Below are 17,138 nucleotides of genomic sequence, written 5' to 3'. Positions count from 1 at the left end.
TTGTCGTCCTAGCTCCGCGAAAAAGCGGGCTTCTGTTTGGTTCGGAAGGCGGAGACACCGGCCTTCAGGTCTTTAGTCAGCGCGATGAAGCCGCTGGCCAGCGCCTCGGTCGCGGCGGCGGTTTCCTCGCCTTCGGCAACGGCGATCATCAGCTTGGCGGCCTCGGTGGCCAGCGGTCCGCGCTCGGCGATCTTTGCGGCCCAGTTTTTAGCTTCTGCCAATGCCTCGCCGGTAGCTGCCACGCGGTCGACAATGCCGAGCGCAAGCGCGTCGGTCGCCGCAAAGACCTCGCCACCCAGCGCCATGCGCCGCACTGCCTGGGCGCCGAAGCGGCGCACGGCGCGCTGCGTGCCGGACCAGCCGGGCACGACGCCGATCGAGGTCTCGGGAAAACCGAGCTTCGCTTGCGTTTCCGCGACACGGAAATCGCACGCGGCGGCAAGTTCCAACCCGCCGCCCAGCGCATGACCGGACAACACCGCGATGGTGGGCTGCCTGAGGCGCGCCAGTCGGTCGAAGACACGATGGCCATAGCGCACCCACTGAACCTGGAAATCGGCGGCGCTCATCGCCGCCCAGGCATCGACGTCGCCGCCGGCGCAGAAACCCTTGCCTTCACCGCACAGGAGCACGACGCGCACGCTTTCGGCAGCCTCAGCTTCGTCCAGCGCTTTTTCCAGCGCCCGCAGCATCGGGATATCGAGCGCATTGAATTTTTCGGGCCGCCTCAGCGTGACAATGCCGATCGCGCCTTCAGCCTGGAATGTGACGAGTTCAGCCATGCGCGCCTCCCGCTGTCCGTGCCGGCTTTTGCGGCAGCGAGAGCCCGATCGGCGCCTCGGCAAAAAGAGCAGCATCCATCGTCTTCAGCCTGTCGGAGACGATGAGCGGGAATTCCGACTGGTCGAGGATATGCGCCTTGAGATCGACGCCCGGTGCGATCTCGTTCAGCACGATGCCTTGCGGTGTCAGCTTCATCACCGCCCGTTCGGTTATGTAGGTGACGTCCTGGCCCTGCTCGACGCCGCGCCGGCCGGAGAAGGTGACGTGTTCGACCTCGTTGACCAGCTTCTTCAGCTTGCCGTCCTTCTCGATCACCAGCCTGCCGTCGGCGACCGCGAGCTTCGCGCCGGCGTTAAACATGCCGGAGAAGACGATCTTCTTGGCGCGCGCGGTGATGTCGACAAAGCCGCCGGCGCCGGCCGTCACATGCGGGCGGAAGGAGAGCTTCGAGACGTTGACGGAGCCGTTCCGGTCGATCTCCAGGAAGGACAGCAGCGAGGCGTCGAAACCGGCGCCCTGAAAGTAGGTGAACTGGTAAGGCGAGGGCATGAAGGCGTCGGCGTTGGAGGCGCAGCCGAAGGCGAAGTCGAGCAGCGGCACGCCGCCGACCGCACCCTGTTCGATCACCCAGGTGACGGCGCCATGCAGGCCTTCCTCGATCAGGATACGCGGCACGTTAGCGGAAATGCCGAAGCCGAGATTGACGGCACTGCCGGCCTCAAGCTCCTGCGCGACACGGCGGGCAATGACCTTCTGCACGTTGAATTCCGGCACGCGGAACGAACCCAGCGGGCGCATGATCTCGCCGGAGATCGCCGGGTCGTAGCCAGTCTGCGTGGTCTGTTTCTGGTCTGGGTCGATGACGATGTAGTCGACCAGCACGCCCGGCACGCGCACGTCGTGCGGGCGCAGCGAACCGTCCTTGGTGACGCGCTTGACCTGCGCAATGACGATGCCGCCATTGTTGCGGGCGGCGAGCGCCTGGTCGAGGCCGCCGAGATAGGCGCCTTCATGCTCGTAGGTCAGGTTGCCGCGCTCGTCGGCGGTGGTGGCGCGGATGATGGCGACGTCCGGCCGGATCGCCGGGAAATAGAGCCAGTCCTCGCCTTCGAATTCGACCTTCTTCAACACCGGTTCGCTTGCAGCGCGCGCATTCATGGCGCAGCCTTGCCGGTCGGGGTCGACGAAAGTGTCGAGGCCGACCTTGGTCAAGACGCCGGGACGCTTGGCGGCGGCCTCGCGATGCATGTCGAAGAGGATGCCGGAGGGGATGTTGTAGGCGGCAACCTCCTCATTGCCGATCATCTGCCAGATTAGCGGCGGTTCGGCGGAGGACGGCCCGGAAGGATAGGAGCCGCCAATGATCTTCTTCAGCAGGCCCTTTCTTGCGATGTAGTCAACGCCCTTGATGCCACTCATGTCGCCGGCGGCGATCGGGTGCAGCGTGGTGAGGTCGCGCGGATGGCCTTCCGCCTCGAAACGTTCGCCGATCGCCTTCAGCATCAGGTCCGGGCAGCCGAGACCGCTGGAAGACGAGACCGAAACGGTCATGCCGTCCTTGATCAATCGCGCAGCGGCTGAGGCGGAGACGAGCTTGCTCATGCCGAGGCTCCGAGCCCGGTCTCGATGGTCACGGCGCGACCGGTCTTCGCCGAGGCCAGCGCTGCCTCGGCGCAGGCGAGCGACCAGACGCCGTCCTCGCCGGTCGCCGAAGGCTTGCCTTCGGTGCGGATGGCGGCGTGGAAGGCGCGCAGCGAGCGGGTGTAGAGGTCCTCGCGGTCGAAGGAGAGTTCTTCCTCGCCGGTTGCCGTGCGCAGGGTAACCGAGCCAACCGGCTTCTGGGTCATCACACCCCTGGCGATCAGCGAACCTTCGGTGCCGTGCACCTCGAAACCGGTGCCTGCGAATTTGGTGGTGAAACCCTCATGGCTCTGGGCGATGAGGCCCGACTGGAAGCGCCACACGCACATGGCGCCGTCTTCCAGCCCGCTGCCGGCCATGCCGGCCGACTGGGTGAAGGCGGAAATCTCGACCGGGTCTTCGCCGAGCACGAAGCGCAACGTGTCTGCGTCATGCACGGTGATATCCAGCACCACGCCGCCGCCGGCCTCCGGCTTGGTGATGCGCCAGCCCTGCAGATGTTCGGGCAGATAGACCGAGTGGAAAACGCGGGCGGCGACCGGCCTGCCGATCTTGCCTGCCGCGATGGCCTCTCGCATGGCCCGATGGGCGCCGGCATTGCGCAGATGATGGTTGGTGCCGAGCACGACGCCGGCGGCCTTGCACGCGGCAAGGATCTTGCGGGCATCGCCGCTGGTCAGCGCCAGCGGCTTCTCGCACAGCACATGCTTGCCGGCCTTGGCGGCGGCCACCGCCTGTTCCAGATGCAGTTCATTGGTGGTGGAGATATAGACAGCGTCGATATCGGCATCGAGCAGGGCGTTGAGCGAGGAGAAGGCGGCAGGAATGCCGTTTTCCCTGGCGTAGGCTGCCGCGCGTTCCGGGCTGGAGCTCATCACGGCCACCACCTCGCCGTCGGCTTGCGCGCGGATGGCGTCGATCACGAATTGCCTGGCGATCGTGCTCGCGCCGATCAGGCCCCAACGGACGGTCATGCCGCACCTCCCGGCGAATGAATGCGGGTCTCGTGGCTGCGGTTCGGGCCGCAGCTTTCGCGTACCACCAGATTGACGGCGCCGATATGGTCTTCCGCGCGCGTCGTGCGGGACTGGATCATCTTCAGGACGACATGGGCGGCGCGCTCGCCAAGGCCGGGCGTATCCACCGCCACGCTGGTCAGCGCCGGAATGTAGTGTTCGGCCTCGACCACGTCGTCGAAACCGACGACGGCGAAATCGCGGCCCGGCTCCAGTCCCTGCTTGCGCAGCGCCAGCATTGCGCCGAAGGCGACCGCGTCGTTGAAACACAGCGCGCCCGTCGGTGGCTGCGGCAGGGCGAGCACCGCATCCAGACAGGCCATGCCGCCACGACGGCTGGTCTCGCCCTCGACAATGGCTGTTTCGTCCGGGCCGATGCCCTCGGCCTCGCAGGCCTCGCGGAAACCGCCGAGGCGTTCGTGATAGACGACCAGATCGGACGAGCCGCCGAGGAAGGCGAGGCGGCGGTGACCCTTGGCGATCAGGTGGCGCGTGGCGAGATAGGCGCCGCGATGGTTGTCGGGCGCGATTACCGGGATGCGGCTCTCCGGCAGCCGGCGCATGGCGAAGACCACCGGGATGCCCGCCGTTTCCAGGCGACGGAAGGCATCCGGCCGGGTGCCACGCGCCGGCGACACGATGAGGCCGGCGACATCCTGCTCCATCAGCGATTTCAGCACCTCTTCCTGGCGCACCGGATTTTCGGCCGTGTTGGCGATGAACGGCACGATGCCCGCCGACTGGAAAACGCGTTCCATGCCGACCGCGAGCTCCGCGAAGAAGGGATTGGTCAGATCGTTGATGACCATGCCGATGACGTTGGAATGAGCCTTGCGCAGGTTGGCGGCGCCGCGGTTGTAGACATAACCGACATCCTCGATCGCCTTGCGGACCCGGTTCGCCGTTTCCGGCCGGATCAGCCCGCTGCCCTGAAGCACCAGCGACACGGTCGACTTGGATACGCCGGCCTCGCGGGCGATGTCCAAAATCGTTGCCTTGGCCCGGCTGGCCATTCCGATGCGTCCTCCCTGATCGCAATTTATTCTTTGGAACGTTCTAAACACAATCGATCGGAGGCGTCAATCGGAATTGTTCATGGAGTATGATGAATATGGAAACCCAAGGCAGTATGCGGATATACGACTTAATTCGTTGTGCGTCGCAGCAAAATTTTGTGCGCTGCCACGAATCGTAAATCTTCTTGATTTATTGGAACGTTCCATTTATGGCGAAACTCAAGGGAGCGAGCATCATGGACATCATCTTGCCAGTGGAGGATGGTCGCCGGGCGTCATACCGCCTTATTGGTCGGCCGGTCGAAGCCGTGGCGGGCGCGCGATTTCCGCGCATCGCCTATGCCGCCGCCCATGTCGTCGCCGACCCGCTCGCGATGTCCGATCCCTGGTCGAAACCGGTCGTCGACTGGGACCGCACGATGGCGTTCCGCCATCATCTGTGGCGTCTCGGCTTCCGCATCGCCGAGGCGATGGACACATCCCAGCGCGGCATGGGTTTCGACTGGAGCAGTGCCAGGGAATTGATCCGCCGCTCGATCGTGGAAGCGCGCACGGTGGAGGGTGCCGATCTCGCCTCGGGCGCTGGCACGGATCATCTCGAGGTCCGCGCAGGGCTGACGTTGGACGACATCATTGCTGCCTATGAGGAGCAGTTCGGCTTCATCGAGGGCGAGGGTGGCAAGGCGATCATGATGGCCAGCCGTGCGCTGGCGGCAACTGCAAGAAGCGCGGACGATTACGCAAAAGTTTACGACCGTGTTCTCTCGCAGGCCTCCGGCAAGGTCATCCTGCATTGGCTGGGCGACATGTTCGACCCGGCGCTGAAGGGCTATTGGGGCGCGGACAACTTCGAAAACGCGCTAGATACGGTTGTCGCCATCATCGAGCGCCATGCCCACAAGGTCGAAGGCATCAAGATCTCGCTGCTTGACGCCGACAAGGAGGTCGCGCTGCGCAACCGTCTGCCGGACGGGGTCGTCATGTTCACCGGCGACGATTTCAACTATCCCGAACTGATTGCGGGCGACGGCCACCGTCATTCGCATGCGCTGCTCGGCATCTTCGACGCGATCGCGCCGGTCGCCAATTCAGCGCTTGCCAGATTGGCCGCCGGCGACCGCGCCGGCTATGACGCGCTGATGGCGCCGACGGTGCCTTTGTCGCGCAAGATCTTCGAGGCACCGACCGAATATTACAAGGCCGGCATCGTCTTCATGGCCTGGCTGAACGGTCATCAGGACCATTTCACCATGGTCGGCGGCATGCAGTCGGCGCGCGGCATCTGCCATTATGCCGAGGTGTTCCGGCTGGCCGACCAGGCCGGGCTGCTGGCTGATCCCGATCTTGCTGTCTCGCGCATGAAAAGTCTGTGCGCAGTGGCCGGTATCTGAGCGGACACGGCTCCATCCCGGTTCGAAATATTCGGGTTGCGGCCGGCGCTGAGGACGGAAAAATCTTTCATCCGATCTTCCGTTGTGGCGAAATACGCCTTCATCCTGCCCTAATCGCGCAAGAACAAGAAGGTGAGGGGGACTTTTGTTTAAATATCGAATGGAGGATAACATGCTTCGTAGGGTTGTTTTGGCGACCGCAGCCGTCGCCGTGTTCAGCATGCCAGCTTTTGCCGCGACCGAATTCTGGGTGGCCAAGTCTGCCGCGACCAAGAAGTGCGAAATCGTCGACAAGAAGCCGGACGGCACCAAGATGATGGACATGGGCAAGAAGTCCTATGCCACCAAGGGCAACGCCGAAAAGGCGCTGAAAGAACTCAAGGACTGCAAGTGATCTGACGGAAACTTCGCGTTCCTCGGTCCACAGCCCGTCCCGATCTTTCGGGGCGGGCTTTTCATTTGTGCTGTTTGGGCTATCAGCCGGCCCGTGTATGCTGGCGATCCGGAGGTTGCCCATGGCGTTTTTCGACATCGACCAGCAGGAACGGCTGAAAACCGCCAAGGGCAAGGAGATGCTGGATACGGTTCCGGTCCATGACGTTGTGCCGACGCATGTCGCGCCGCCGCCGACTGATCTCGGCGGCAAGGTGGAAATCAGCCTTGGCAAGGACGGCAAGGTGATCGCCAAAATCAAGGATCCGACACTGCGCTGACATGCGCGGGGCCATCCTGGCAAACTCCAGGCGCGATTGTCCCGCGCGGCGCTTCCAGGCGCGCCCCGGATGGCGGCTGGCCGAACGAGGCGACAAGGCGCTCGTCGGCAGTATCTAAAATTGTCAGGATCGAATGGTGGGCGTGACAGGGATTGAACCTGTGACCCCTACGATGTCAACGTAGTGCTCTCCCGCTGAGCTACACGCCCATCCGATGCCGCGCATACACCACTTTTGTTTCGGTGCGTCAATAGCGAGAAACACGAAAGAAAGCCGACATCCAAAATGCCGCGATGGGATTGTCTCATGTGGCCCCGGGAGTTGGCGGAATCGTGCGTGCCGAGCGCAATTTGCTTGTGAAAAGGTCGCACCAAGGCCGCAGGTGAGGCCTGCCAACCGGTTCACGGCCGATACTGGGGAATAGCTATCTGGAGCTGTTTAGGCCGCGTGCAGCATCTTCTCGACCTCATTGACGAGGTCGCGCAGGTGGAACGGCTTCGACAGAACCTTGGCGTCGCGCGGCGCTTTCGAATCGGGGTTCAGCGCGACCGCGGCAAAACCGGTGATGAACATCACCTTCAGGTCCGGATCGATCTCGGTGGCGCGGCGGGCTAGTTCGATGCCGTCCATTTCGGGCATGACGATGTCGGTCAGGAGCAGCGAGAACGGCTCTTCGCGCAGCCGCTCATAGGCGCTGGCGCCGTTGTCGAAATCGCTGACCTGGTAGCCTGCACGCTCGAGCGCCTTGACCAGGAACCGGCGCATATCGTCATCGTCTTCCGCCAGCAGAATGCGTGCCATTCTTGTCCCGTCCGAATCATCCCCCCGGAGATTGTAGAGAAACAATCCCGTTAACCATCTCGTATATGGAATCACAGCGGTAAACATCAAGTGAATGTTGGCGCCTCATCCCCAGCGTCACGTCATCAAAGAGTGCCGAAATGCTGGACATGCGGCCAGTGCGATGGCACGGTGGAGCCATGAAACGCCTGTGTCAGTGGGTTCCTGAGATTTGACGTCGGCAGCCGAGGATTTTGCGGTCGTCCCGCCCTTCGAAATCCGCTCGGGCGCTGAACAGCGCGTTCCTTTCGTCTTCAACTCGCCGCACAGCGGCAGGCATTATCCCGACCGCTTCCTGGCCATGGCCAAGCTCGATCGCACGGCGATCCGCCGTTCGGAGGATTGTTATGTCGACGAGCTATTCGGCGCGGCGGTCGCACTCGGCGCGCCGATGCTGGCCGCGAATTTCCCACGCGCCTATCTCGATGTGAACCGGGAGCCGTGGGAACTCGACCCGCGCATGTTCGCCGAGCCGGTGCCGCCTTATTGCAATATCCGCTCGGCCCGGGTGGCAGGCGGGCTCGGCACCATTCCCAGGCTGGTCGGCGAGGGGCTCGACATCTACGCCGCAAGGCTGCCGTTGTCGGAAGCGTTCGGGCGCATCGAGACCGTCTACAAGCCCTATCACGACACGCTGAAGAAGCTGATCGCCGGTACCCACACCCGCTTTGGTTTCGCCGTGTTGATCGACTGCCATTCGATGCCGGCCAGCGTGCGGACCGGCGACCAGGGCATGCGGCCAGACTTCATTGTCGGCGACCGTTTCGGCACCTCGGCATCGGCCGCGCTGACGCAATGCGCGATCAGCCTCCTGACCGGTATGGGTTATTCGGTCGCCTACAACAAACCCTATGCCGGCGGCTTCATCACCGAACATTACGGGCGGACGGCGCGAAACCTGCATGCACTGCAGATCGAGGTCAATCGCGGCCTCTACATGAACGAGCGGACCCTCCAGAAATCCGCCGGCTTCAGTGCCTTGGCGGATGATCTCGCCCGCTTCGCGGCCGATCTGATGGCGATACCGGACCACCATTTCCTCGACCTGCCGGAAGCGGCGGAGTGAGGAGTGGATAGAGAGTAGGGAATAGTGAGTAGGGAATAGTGAGTAGTGAGTGGGGAAACGGTACTGACGCCCCGGCTCGCGCCAAGGCTACCTGACTACTCACTGAAATCTCACGGAAATCCAGCCTATAAAAAAGGACCGCATCGTTGACACGACGCGGTCGAAGTCTAGGGAGGAAACGCCCAAGGTGGGCATGGACAGGAGAACCTGTCCGCATCCGAGATTATTGTGCGCTGCACAAAAGTCAAGCGAGTTATTAATTCAAAATGAAATATGAAATGTCGGCCGCGCGTCGCACGTGACATTGCGGCAACGCGTTTGGTAAGTACGACGGCCGGACGCGAGGGCGCGTTGAGGTTAGAGAAAAGCCGGCCAGCAGGGGCCTCAGGAGAAAACATTGAACATTTCCCCCGATTTCATGCGGCGGATCGCCGGCGCGGCCGCAGCCGAGACCTTGCCGCGTTTCCGCAGCCAGGGCGCGGTGGTCAACAAGCTCGCCGCCGGTTTCGACCCGGTCACCGAGGCTGATCGCGAGGCCGAGCGCGCTATCCGCGCGCTGATCGGCGCGGAGTTTCCGGACCATGGCATCCTTGGCGAAGAGCATGGCAGCGAGAACCTGGCCAGCCGCCATGTCTGGGTGATCGATCCGATCGACGGCACCCGCGCCTTCATCTCGGGTCTACCGGTGTGGGGCACGCTGGTCGGGCTGACGGTGGATGGCGATGCTGTGGCCGGCATGATGTCACAACCCTTCACCGGCGAATTGTTCTACGCCAATGCCGATGGCGCCTTCTATGAAGGACCGGGCGGCCCGCGCAAACTCGCGGCGCGCAGGACGACGAAGCTGGAGGACGCGACGCTGTTCACCACCACGCCGGCACTGTTCAAGGGTGAGGCGCGTGGCCGCTTCGACCGCTTCGAGACCAGGGTGCAGCTCTCGCGCTACGGCACCGATTGTTATGCCTTCGCGATGGTGGCGGCCGGCAGCGTCGACATCGTCGTCGATCCGGGCCTGAAACCCTATGACATCGTGGCGCTGATCCCGATCATCGAGAAGGCCGGTGGCGTTATCACCACCTTCGACGGCCGGCCAGCCGAGAATGGCGGCGACATCCTGGCCGCCGCAACGCCCGAACTGCACGAGGCGGCCATGGAAGCGTTGCGGGCCTGAGAAGCTGGTTCGCCGAAGGCGAATTGAAAGGTCCGGTGGACCTTTCAAAGCTACAAATGCCCGAGGGCTTGCGGCAGCCGGTCAGAAACCGTCGCAGTTCTCGGCGAGACGCTTCTGGCGGGCGTCGACGATCTTGCCGTCGGCGACGCTGTAGGTTTCCTGGTTGAGGGTGAGACCCGGCTGGAAATCGTAACAGACGATCATCGTGATCGAGGTTTCGCCTTTTTCCTGCAGCCTGTGGCGGATGTCGGCATTGGCCAGGATGTCCTGCGACTGCTCCATATAGGCGATGAATTCATCGCGGCTCTGCGACTTGCCGGAAGCCTCGGTGTGGAATGTGGCGCTCGGTGCGATCAGGCCGGCAAGGCCGGCAATATCGGGTTGGTCGAGCAGCCGGTACCATTCCTGCATCACCCGCTCCGGCTCGTCGGCCGCCGCCGGCGCAACAGCGAAGGCGGCCAGCGCCAATGCGGCTGCGAACTTGAGGCTGCGGGTCGTCATGGCCGGTATCCTCGTCTCGCTCTATCCCGTCAGCCCGCGGCCAAAGCCGCCTGCGCTTCGCTGCCGGGAATGAAGGCATCGAAGGCCGCCAGCAGCTGTTCGCGATAATAATCCTTTTCCTGCAGGATCTCGTGTTCGGCGCCGTCGATCATCAGGAAGGAGCCCAGCCGCACATGCCGGGCGAAATGCTCGACGGCACGGGTCGAGACGACCCGGTCGGCGCTCGCGCCGATGATCAGCGTCGGCACTTTCATCGCGGCCATGAATTCGGGATCTCGCACCGTCTCGGCGGCGATCGCGGCGGCACGCAGCCAGCGCACCGTCGGCCCGCCGAGCGCGAGCTGCGGATAGGCCTGGTAAAGGCCGGTGTTGCGCTTGTAGCGGTCCGGGTCGCTGGTCAGCTTGTTCTCCTCGAACGGCGTCGGCAGCGCCTTTCGCGGTCCCCAGGCAGCGTAGAGGCGGCCGAGGCCGAGCACAGTCGCCGCCGTGGTCAGGCCGCGCAGCGTCTTCATCGACACCGGCTGGCCGGGCAGGGCCAGGAAGGGCGCGATCAGCACCATGCGCTGCACCCGGTTCACCATGGTGGGCGCCGAAAGCAACGCCACCAGCGCGCCGGCCGAATGCGCCAGGATGTAGTACGGCCCGCGGCAATCCGGCAGTACTACCTCGGCAAACAGCTGTTCGAGGTCGCGGGCATAATCGCGGAAGCTCTTCACATAGCCGCGCTGCGGGTTGCGCAGCAGCCGGTCCGACGCGCCCTGGCCGCGCCAGTCGAGGATGGCAACACCGAACCCCCGGCTGGAGAGATCGCGGATGGTCTCGAAATATTTCTCGATGCACTCGTTGCGGCCGGGCAGCAGCACCACTGTCCCCTTGAGCGGTCGGCCGGTGGCGGCGAAGCGGGCGTAGCGAATCTGCTTGCGGTCGCGCGTGGTGAAGAAGCCCGCAACGGCATTTTCAGGAACGGGATTGCCGGGGAGGTCGTAGAACAGGTCGGTCATCGCGCGCAATCAGGCGGTTCGCGCCCGCAACCGGGCCAATCATCAGGTGATAGAAGCAAACGGGTAAAATGCAAAGCAAATCCGGTCGGCCGCGAATGCGCGAAGCCGGAAGCCGCCTTCAGGCGCGCTTCCGGCTCCTGTCGATCCGGGAGGAAGGGACGTTGCTACCCGGCTCGGCCTCGTCGCGGCGCCTTTGTTGCCGCCGCTCATCGCGATGTTGAGGCAAGCCTAACGCAAGCCGTCTGAACGGCGGCAAAAGGGGCGGTTCATCCGCCGTTCATCTAGGGTCTGGAGCGTAGATGCCCTTCGAGGCCGGCAAAGGCGCTCGGTACGATCTTCGGCGAATGTCTTGAAACACTTTTCGAGGCCACCCAAATGTCCTGTGCGGCCGCCGATGTCGGGGTCGCTGGTCCGTTGGGAACGCCGCAAGGGTTTCGTCAGGGCCATTACGCAAACCATGTTGCTCAACAGGAGAACACACCATGCGTCATGTCGATTTTTCCCCGCTCTATCGCTCGACCGTCGGTTTCGACCGGCTGTTCACCATGCTGGATTCGCTGGCCCAGCCGGAAGGCGGCCAGAGCTATCCGCCCTACAACATCGAGCGCACCGGCGAGGATTCCTACCGGATTTCGATGGCGGTCGCCGGCTTCGCGGAAGATGAAGTCTCGATCGAGGCCCACCGCAACGTGCTGACCATCAAGGGTGAGCGCAAGGACGAGACCAATGGCGAAGGTTCCGAAGTGCTTTATCGCGGCATCGCCGCGCGTGCCTTCGAGCGCCGCTTCCAGCTTGCCGACCATGTCGATGTCGTCGGTGCCGCGCTCAAGAACGGCCTGCTTCACATCGACCTGAAGCGCAACATTCCCGAAGAGCTGAAGCCCCGCAAGATCGCCATCTCGGCTGCTCCGGCCAAGGCCAAGCAGATCGAGGCCAAGGCCGCCAACTAAAGCGGTCGGCTTCGCAAAGCCTCCCTCCCAAGACGAAAGCGGCGCCGCGAGGCGCTGCTTTTTGTTTGTCGTGTCCCGATCAGCGCCTGTTCCCGCCGTCGCCTTTCAGCGCGATGGCCGCGCAGATGATGGCGAGGACCGCAAGGCCGCTCGCGGCGGCAAGATAGGCCTCCTGATAGCCGAAGGCCTCAATCAGCGGTTGGCTGGCGAAGGGCGAGGTGAAATGGCCGATGAACATCGAGGCCGTGACCATGCCGGCCAGCCTGCCGCGCGTGGTGGGACTGGTCAGCGCGATGATGGCCGATATCAGGTTGGGAATGGTGAGGCCGAGGCCTGCTCCAGCGACGGCCATGGCGAAAAGCACCGAGGTCATCGTCGTCGAGAACGAGATGAGCACGAACCCTAGCGTCATCAGGCAAAGGCCAATGACGAAGATCGTCGAAACGGACAATCTCGAGCGCAGGCGGCCATAGGCGAGGGCCGATCCAGCCATCACCAGATTGTGCAGCCCCAGCGTGAAGCCGGCGCTGCTGGCGGCGCCGATGCCGACCGCGCGCATGTAGAACGGTAGCTGCGAGGGGATGAAATAGAAGATCATGTTGACGAGGAAGGCGAGCAGACAGAGCGCCGCGACCGGCAGCCACCGGATCGCGTTTTCGCCGGTCGGTGCAGGCGCCTGGGTGACGCGGACGGCGCGCGTGGGCTCGGTCAGGAAAGCGACGACCGCGGGGATAATGGCGAAGGCCACGGCATAGACGGCGAAGGGGGCGCGCCAGTGATAGTCGGCGAGGAGCCCGCCTGCGGCGACGAAGGCGACGCCGCCAATGCCGGTGAAAGCCTGCTGCAGCCCGAGATAGCGTTCGCGTTCGGCGCCGCTGAAATAATCGCCGACGAGCGCCGTGGCCAGCGTCATGATACCGCCAATGGCCACGCCAAGTGCCGCGCGGCCGACCAGCAGCGACATCAGACTGTCGGCGAACAGGCCCGAAATGCCGGCGAGCCCATAAAGCAGGATCGAGCCGACCAGCAGCCTTAGCCGCCCGTAACGGTCGGCGAGGCCGCCGATGAGCGGCGCGCAGAAGGCGACGAACAGCGCCGGCAGGGTCAGCATCATGCGGCTGAGCAGCTTGACGCCGTCGACCCGGGCAAAGGCCGTCTCGATTGCCGGCAGCGCGGGCGAGATCGTCGTGCCGGCCATGATGGTCAAGGTCGCGACGAGCAGAAGGGACGCCTTGCGGCCAATTCCCGGTCGTGTCGCACTGGCGGGAAATGCTGTTTCTGCCCATGTCATATTGTCGTCTCCTTGCTGCGGACCGCTCCGGCAATGCCCGGCGGCGCGGCCCCATCCTTGAATTGCGATTGTCCTGGAAGCCGCCTGACGGCGGTCCGGATCGACCGTTTCGCGGTTCTACAAGTTCAAGTTAACTTGAAGTCAAGTGGGCTGAAGACGGAATTTTGGCGCCGGCGCCCCTATCTCCCCCCTTGCGGGGGAGAAAGCGATTTCAGCATCTTAGCGAGCACGCCCGCAGGGCGGCACAGTCTAAGTGCTAGAAATCGCAAGAGAGGGGATTTGTCGGCAATGCGTCAACCGGTCAGACCGTCACATCGTGGCTTTGCCCGCTCTATGCGCGCCCACGCGACCAAGGCCGAGACCATGCTTTGGCAGGCTTTGCGCAACCGCCAACTCAACGGCTTGAAGTTCAAGCGACAGGTTCCGCTCGACGGCTTTATTCTCGACTTCGTCTGTTTCGAGGCGCGGCTGATCATCGAGGTTGACGGCAGTCAGCATGCAGATTCGCAAGGTGATGTTGTTCGCGATCGCCATTTCGAAGCGCACAGCTTCCGCATCCTGCGTTTCTGGAACGAGGAGGTGGAGAGGAATCTCGACGCGGTCTGCGAGGCGATCCTGCAGGAAACCAAAGGTCGCGGCTGAATATCCCCTCTCTTGCGATTTCTAGCACTTAGACTGCGCCGCCCTGCAGGCGTGCTCGCTAAGATGCTGAAATCGCTTTCTCCCCCGCAAGGGGGGAGATAGGTCGCTTCCCTCACGTCCTCTGCAGGGCCAAATGCGCGCCGAGCCCGACCAATAGCGTGCCGCCGGCGCGGCGCATCAGGCGCTGGGCGCCGCTCGAGCGCTTGAGCCGGGCGACAAGCACGCCCGCCAGCATCACGCAGACCAAGTCCGCCGACGAGAAGATCAGGTTGACGATCGTTCCCAGGATCAGGAACTGAGCCCAGACCGGCAGGCCGGCGGAGGCGTCGATGAACTGCGGCAGGAAGGCCAGGAAGAACAGTGCGGTCTTGGGATTGAGCACTTCGACGGTGATGCTCTCCAGGAAGGCGCGTCGGCCGGATTTTGCTTCCAGCGCGGGCAGCGCGGCATCGCCGCCTTCCGCCTTGGCGCGGAGCATCGAAATGCCCAGCCAGACCAGATAGGCGGCGCCTGCGAGCTTCACCACCAGATAGAGCACCGGCACGGCATGGAAGAGTACCGAGAGGCCGGCGGCCGCGGCCATGACGTGGACATAGCAGCCGAGATGGATGCCCAGCGTCGCCATCAGTCCAGACCAGCGGCCACGCGCAATCGTCTGCGCCGCGGCATAGAGCATGGCAGGCCCCGGAATGTAGGCGAAGATCGCCGTGGTGACGAAGAAGGCGATCAGCAGCTCGGTCGATGGCATGGTCTTTACCCATATCGTTGGCAGAGGCGGCCGCGCCGGAACGGGCGCGCCGGCATCAGGATAGGTGGATTTCCGCTTCCATGAAAGTCACGGCCTTGCCGGTGATTAGCACCCGTTCGCCGGCAAGCTCGCACAAAAGATGTCCGCCGCGCGCCGAGGCCTGAAATGCCGACAGCCGGTTCTTGCCAAGCTTGTCCGCCCAATGGGGAACAAGCGTGGCGTGGATCGAACCTGTCACCGGGTCTTCCGGAATGCCGGCGCCGGGCGCGAAATAACGCGAGACGAAATCGTGGGCCTGGCCCTTCGCGGTGATCACAAGGCCCTGCGCGCCCAGTTTAGCGATGTTCGGTAAATCCGGAACGAAGGCGCGCACCGCCGCTTCGTCCGGCAGTTCGGCGAAGACGTTCTCGAAATTGCGGAAAATCGCGCGGGCGACACCTTCGAGCGGCCCGGCAATCGTCGCCGGCAATTCGTGCAGTGTTTCGGGGGCGAAGCATGGCAGGTCGAGCTGATAACCGCCTTCGACTGGCGCGACGCGCAACTCGCCGACACGGGTCGAAAACGCCATGATGCCGGTGACGCCAAGATGGGCCGCCAGCACATGCGCCGTCGCCAGCGTTGCATGACCGCAGAAGTCGACCTCGTGGACCGGCGTGAACCAGCGCAGGTCCCAGCCCTTGCCGTTGGGGCGGGCGAAGGCTGTTTCGGCGAGATTGTTCTCGGCCGCGATCGACTGCATGACGGCATCGGCCAGCCAGTCGTCGAGAACAAGCACTGCGGCGGGGTTGCCACCGAAAATCCTGTCCGAGAATGCATCGACCTGAAACATCGCGGTCATCGCGGCTACTCCCGTGCCTTTCAGGAAGATCGCTCAGGCCTTGAGCAGGTCGGCGAAGCGATCGACGTCCTTTTCGGTGGTGGCGAAGCTGGTCACGAAACGGTAGAGCCCTTCGTTCTCGCCGATATGGCTGTCGAAGCCATGCGGCTTGTGCCAATCGTAGAAAGCGGCGCCCGCCGCCTTCAGTTTCTCGACTTTCTTCCTGTCGATGACGGCGAACACCTCGTTGGCCTGCGGCAGCCAGGCCAACCTGGAGCTCGATGCATCCTCCAGCGCGGCGGCCAGGCGCGCCGCCATGGCGTTGGCGTGGCGGGCCACTTCCAGCCACAGATCGTCCTTGAAATAGGCTTCGAACTGGGCGGCGATGAAACGCGACTTGGAGAAGAGCTGGGCGGCGCGCTTGCGCAGGAAGGCGAGTTCCTCGGCGCGGTCGAGATCGAACAGCACGATCGCCTCGGCGCACCAGCAGCCATTCTTGGTACCGCCGAAGGAGAGGATGTCGACGCCGCGTTTCCAGGTCATATCGGCCGGCGTTGCCTCCAGCGAGACCAGCGCGTTGGCGAAGCGGGCGCCGTCCATGTGCAATGGCAGGCGGTATTTTTTGGCGATCCTGGAAATGGCGTCGATGTCGTCGAGGCCGTGCACAGTGCCGGTCTCGGTCGCCTGGGTGATCGACACGGCCATCGGCCGGCCAGCATGCACATTGTCGACGGCGAAGCGGGCGACTGCCCTTTCGAGGTTCTTTGGCTCCATGCGGCCGAGCGCGCCGTCCACCGGATGCAGGCGCGCGCCGCCGCTGAGATATTCGGCTGCGCCGCACTCGTCCTCGATGAGGTGGGCTTCCCGGTGGCAGAAGGCGATGCCGCCAGATTTGTTGTAGGCGGTCAGCGAAAGCACGTTGGCGGCGGTGCCGGTAGCCACGAAGAAGACCGCTACCTCGCGCTCGAAGATTTCGCTGAAGCGCTGCGTCACGGCCCGGTCGATCTCGCTGTCGCCATAGGCGGTGGCGAAGCCGCTGTTGTGCGCGCCGAGCGCGGCATTGATGCGGGGATGGGCGCCAGCCCAGTTGTCGGAGGCAAAAAACATGCTGTAGCCCGTCTTTCCTGGGAATTAGAGCGAGACGAGGCCGGGTCGATGCATTCCGATCGCACCTCGCCTCGGGGAAGGCGCGAACCATGATCGCATTCCGCTTGTGTCCGCAAGGCCCAGCACTGTCCTGATGTTTGGAGCCAGAGGCTGGACGTGCTACCGAGCCACAAAGTTTCGATGTCGGGCAGTCTGAGGTAATTTTCTTTCGTCAAATGACCGTGAATTTTCCGAATCGGTCTTGAATGGCGTCGGGAATTCTGCCATAGAAATTTAGGACAGTATTGCTGTCTTATTTACCGATACCAACCAGGCTGGATTGGCGTATGATCGACGCCGGTCCGGCTGCCGCCGCGATCGGCGAGCGATGACAGGCCGGAACCCGGCCGGACAGTGCCCGGTCCAGGGCATGTTCGCCAGGATTTCGCGACAGGTGCGAGAATT

At 63.5% G+C, this 17,138-nt stretch carries 18 protein-coding genes and 1 tRNA gene; 7 read left to right on the top strand and 12 right to left on the bottom strand.

The window, feature by feature from the left end; translation table 11 throughout:
- Positions 1 to 8: 8 nt before the first annotated feature.
- Genes AB4136_RS14870 through AB4136_RS14855 form a run of 4 tightly spaced genes read right to left on the bottom strand, consistent with a single transcriptional unit; the run spans position 9 to position 4,453 of the window.
- Positions 9 to 782: an enoyl-CoA hydratase/isomerase family protein gene (locus AB4136_RS14870; RefSeq protein ID WP_024927074.1), complete on the bottom strand. Its 774-nt coding sequence runs from the start codon at positions 780 to 782 to the stop codon at positions 9 to 11.
- Positions 775 to 2,385 (bottom strand): acyl CoA:acetate/3-ketoacid CoA transferase, encoded by a 1,611-nt coding sequence (locus AB4136_RS14865; protein WP_024927073.1) that lies wholly within the window; start codon positions 2,383 to 2,385, stop codon positions 775 to 777. The genes AB4136_RS14870 and AB4136_RS14865 overlap by 8 nt, the downstream gene beginning before the upstream one ends.
- The gene (locus AB4136_RS14860; RefSeq protein ID WP_024927072.1) at positions 2,382 to 3,398 is read right to left on the bottom strand and encodes a Gfo/Idh/MocA family protein; all 1,017 of its coding nucleotides are present in this window, start codon (positions 3,396 to 3,398) and stop codon (positions 2,382 to 2,384) included. The genes AB4136_RS14865 and AB4136_RS14860 overlap by 4 nt, the downstream gene beginning before the upstream one ends.
- Positions 3,395 to 4,453, bottom strand: coding sequence for a LacI family DNA-binding transcriptional regulator (locus AB4136_RS14855; protein ID WP_024927071.1), 1,059 nt, complete (start codon positions 4,451 to 4,453; stop codon positions 3,395 to 3,397). Before AB4136_RS14855 ends, AB4136_RS14860 begins: the two co-directional genes overlap by 4 nt.
- A gap of 239 nt (positions 4,454 to 4,692) precedes the next feature.
- On the opposite strand from AB4136_RS14855, the gene AB4136_RS14850 reads away from it, so the two are divergent.
- The 3 genes from AB4136_RS14850 to AB4136_RS14840 all read left to right on the top strand — a co-directional run bounded on the left by AB4136_RS14850 (position 4,693) and on the right by AB4136_RS14840 (position 6,560).
- Complete coding sequence (locus AB4136_RS14850; protein WP_024927070.1) at positions 4,693 to 5,847, top strand: dihydrodipicolinate synthase family protein; 1,155 nt, start codon at positions 4,693 to 4,695, stop codon at positions 5,845 to 5,847.
- A 172-nt stretch (positions 5,848 to 6,019) separates the two neighbouring features.
- Complete coding sequence (locus AB4136_RS14845; protein ID WP_024927069.1) at positions 6,020 to 6,241, top strand: hypothetical protein; 222 nt, start codon at positions 6,020 to 6,022, stop codon at positions 6,239 to 6,241.
- Positions 6,242 to 6,362: 121 nt separating this feature from the next.
- Positions 6,363 to 6,560, top strand: a complete 198-nt coding sequence (locus tag AB4136_RS14840) for a hypothetical protein (RefSeq protein ID WP_024927068.1) — start codon at positions 6,363 to 6,365, stop codon at positions 6,558 to 6,560.
- Positions 6,561 to 6,694: 134 nt separating this feature from the next.
- On the opposite strand, the gene AB4136_RS14835 is transcribed toward AB4136_RS14840, so the two are convergent.
- Both AB4136_RS14835 and cpdR read right to left on the bottom strand, forming a co-directional pair.
- Positions 6,695 to 6,769 (bottom strand) — tRNA-Val (locus AB4136_RS14835).
- A gap of 229 nt (positions 6,770 to 6,998) precedes the next feature.
- Positions 6,999 to 7,361 (bottom strand): cell cycle two-component system response regulator CpdR, encoded by a 363-nt coding sequence (cpdR, locus tag AB4136_RS14830; protein ID WP_018429348.1) that lies wholly within the window; start codon positions 7,359 to 7,361, stop codon positions 6,999 to 7,001.
- 211 nt (positions 7,362 to 7,572) lie between these two features.
- Between cpdR and AB4136_RS14825 the strand changes: the two genes are divergently transcribed.
- Both AB4136_RS14825 and hisN read left to right on the top strand, forming a co-directional pair.
- On the top strand, positions 7,573 to 8,466 hold the full coding sequence (locus tag AB4136_RS14825) for an N-formylglutamate amidohydrolase (protein ID WP_036254561.1): 894 nt from the start codon (positions 7,573 to 7,575) through the stop codon (positions 8,464 to 8,466).
- Positions 8,467 to 8,863: 397 nt separating this feature from the next.
- Positions 8,864 to 9,637, top strand: coding sequence for a histidinol-phosphatase (gene hisN, locus AB4136_RS14820; protein ID WP_024926879.1), 774 nt, complete (start codon positions 8,864 to 8,866; stop codon positions 9,635 to 9,637).
- Positions 9,638 to 9,718: 81 nt separating this feature from the next.
- Here hisN and AB4136_RS14815 read toward each other — a convergent pair whose 3' ends face one another.
- A complete protein-coding gene (locus AB4136_RS14815; RefSeq protein WP_024926878.1) occupies positions 9,719 to 10,138 on the bottom strand; it encodes a nuclear transport factor 2 family protein in 420 nt (139 codons plus the stop codon).
- Between the two features lie 29 nt (positions 10,139 to 10,167).
- Positions 10,168 to 11,139 carry an alpha/beta fold hydrolase gene (locus AB4136_RS14810; protein ID WP_024926877.1) on the bottom strand — a complete coding sequence of 324 codons (972 nt, stop codon included), beginning with the start codon at positions 11,137 to 11,139 and terminating at the stop codon, positions 10,168 to 10,170.
- 482 nt (positions 11,140 to 11,621) lie between these two features.
- Between AB4136_RS14810 and AB4136_RS14805 the strand changes: the two genes are divergently transcribed.
- Positions 11,622 to 12,089, top strand: a complete 468-nt coding sequence (locus AB4136_RS14805; protein WP_137900641.1) for an Hsp20 family protein — start codon at positions 11,622 to 11,624, stop codon at positions 12,087 to 12,089.
- Positions 12,090 to 12,168: 79 nt separating this feature from the next.
- Here the strand turns inward: AB4136_RS14805 and AB4136_RS14800 are convergent, their stop codons facing one another.
- On the bottom strand, positions 12,169 to 13,380 hold the full coding sequence (locus AB4136_RS14800; RefSeq protein WP_024926875.1) for an MFS transporter: 1,212 nt from the start codon (positions 13,378 to 13,380) through the stop codon (positions 12,169 to 12,171).
- Between the two features lie 33 nt (positions 13,381 to 13,413).
- Here AB4136_RS14800 and AB4136_RS14795 point away from each other — a divergent pair, with 33 nt between their 5' ends.
- Entirely contained in the window at positions 13,414 to 14,022 is a 609-nt protein-coding gene (locus AB4136_RS14795; protein ID WP_343039669.1) for an endonuclease domain-containing protein, read from the top strand.
- Between the two features lie 112 nt (positions 14,023 to 14,134).
- On the opposite strand, the gene AB4136_RS14790 is transcribed toward AB4136_RS14795, so the two are convergent.
- Genes AB4136_RS14790 through AB4136_RS14780 form a run of 3 tightly spaced genes read right to left on the bottom strand, consistent with a single transcriptional unit; the run spans position 14,135 to position 16,694 of the window.
- Positions 14,135 to 14,770 (bottom strand): LysE family translocator, encoded by a 636-nt coding sequence (locus tag AB4136_RS14790; protein ID WP_024925854.1) that lies wholly within the window; start codon positions 14,768 to 14,770, stop codon positions 14,135 to 14,137.
- Positions 14,771 to 14,825: 55 nt separating this feature from the next.
- Complete coding sequence (locus AB4136_RS14785; protein WP_024925853.1) at positions 14,826 to 15,608, bottom strand: PhzF family phenazine biosynthesis protein; 783 nt, start codon at positions 15,606 to 15,608, stop codon at positions 14,826 to 14,828.
- 33 nt (positions 15,609 to 15,641) lie between these two features.
- A complete protein-coding gene (locus AB4136_RS14780; protein ID WP_137900640.1) occupies positions 15,642 to 16,694 on the bottom strand; it encodes a threonine aldolase family protein in 1,053 nt (350 codons plus the stop codon).
- Positions 16,695 to 17,138 lie beyond the last annotated feature (444 nt).

The sequence above is a fragment of the Mesorhizobium sp. 2RAF21 genome (assembly GCF_052115345.1).
Lineage (GTDB): Bacteria > Pseudomonadota > Alphaproteobacteria > Rhizobiales > Rhizobiaceae > Mesorhizobium > Mesorhizobium terrae.
This window is presented reverse-complemented; position numbering and strand designations above follow the sequence as displayed.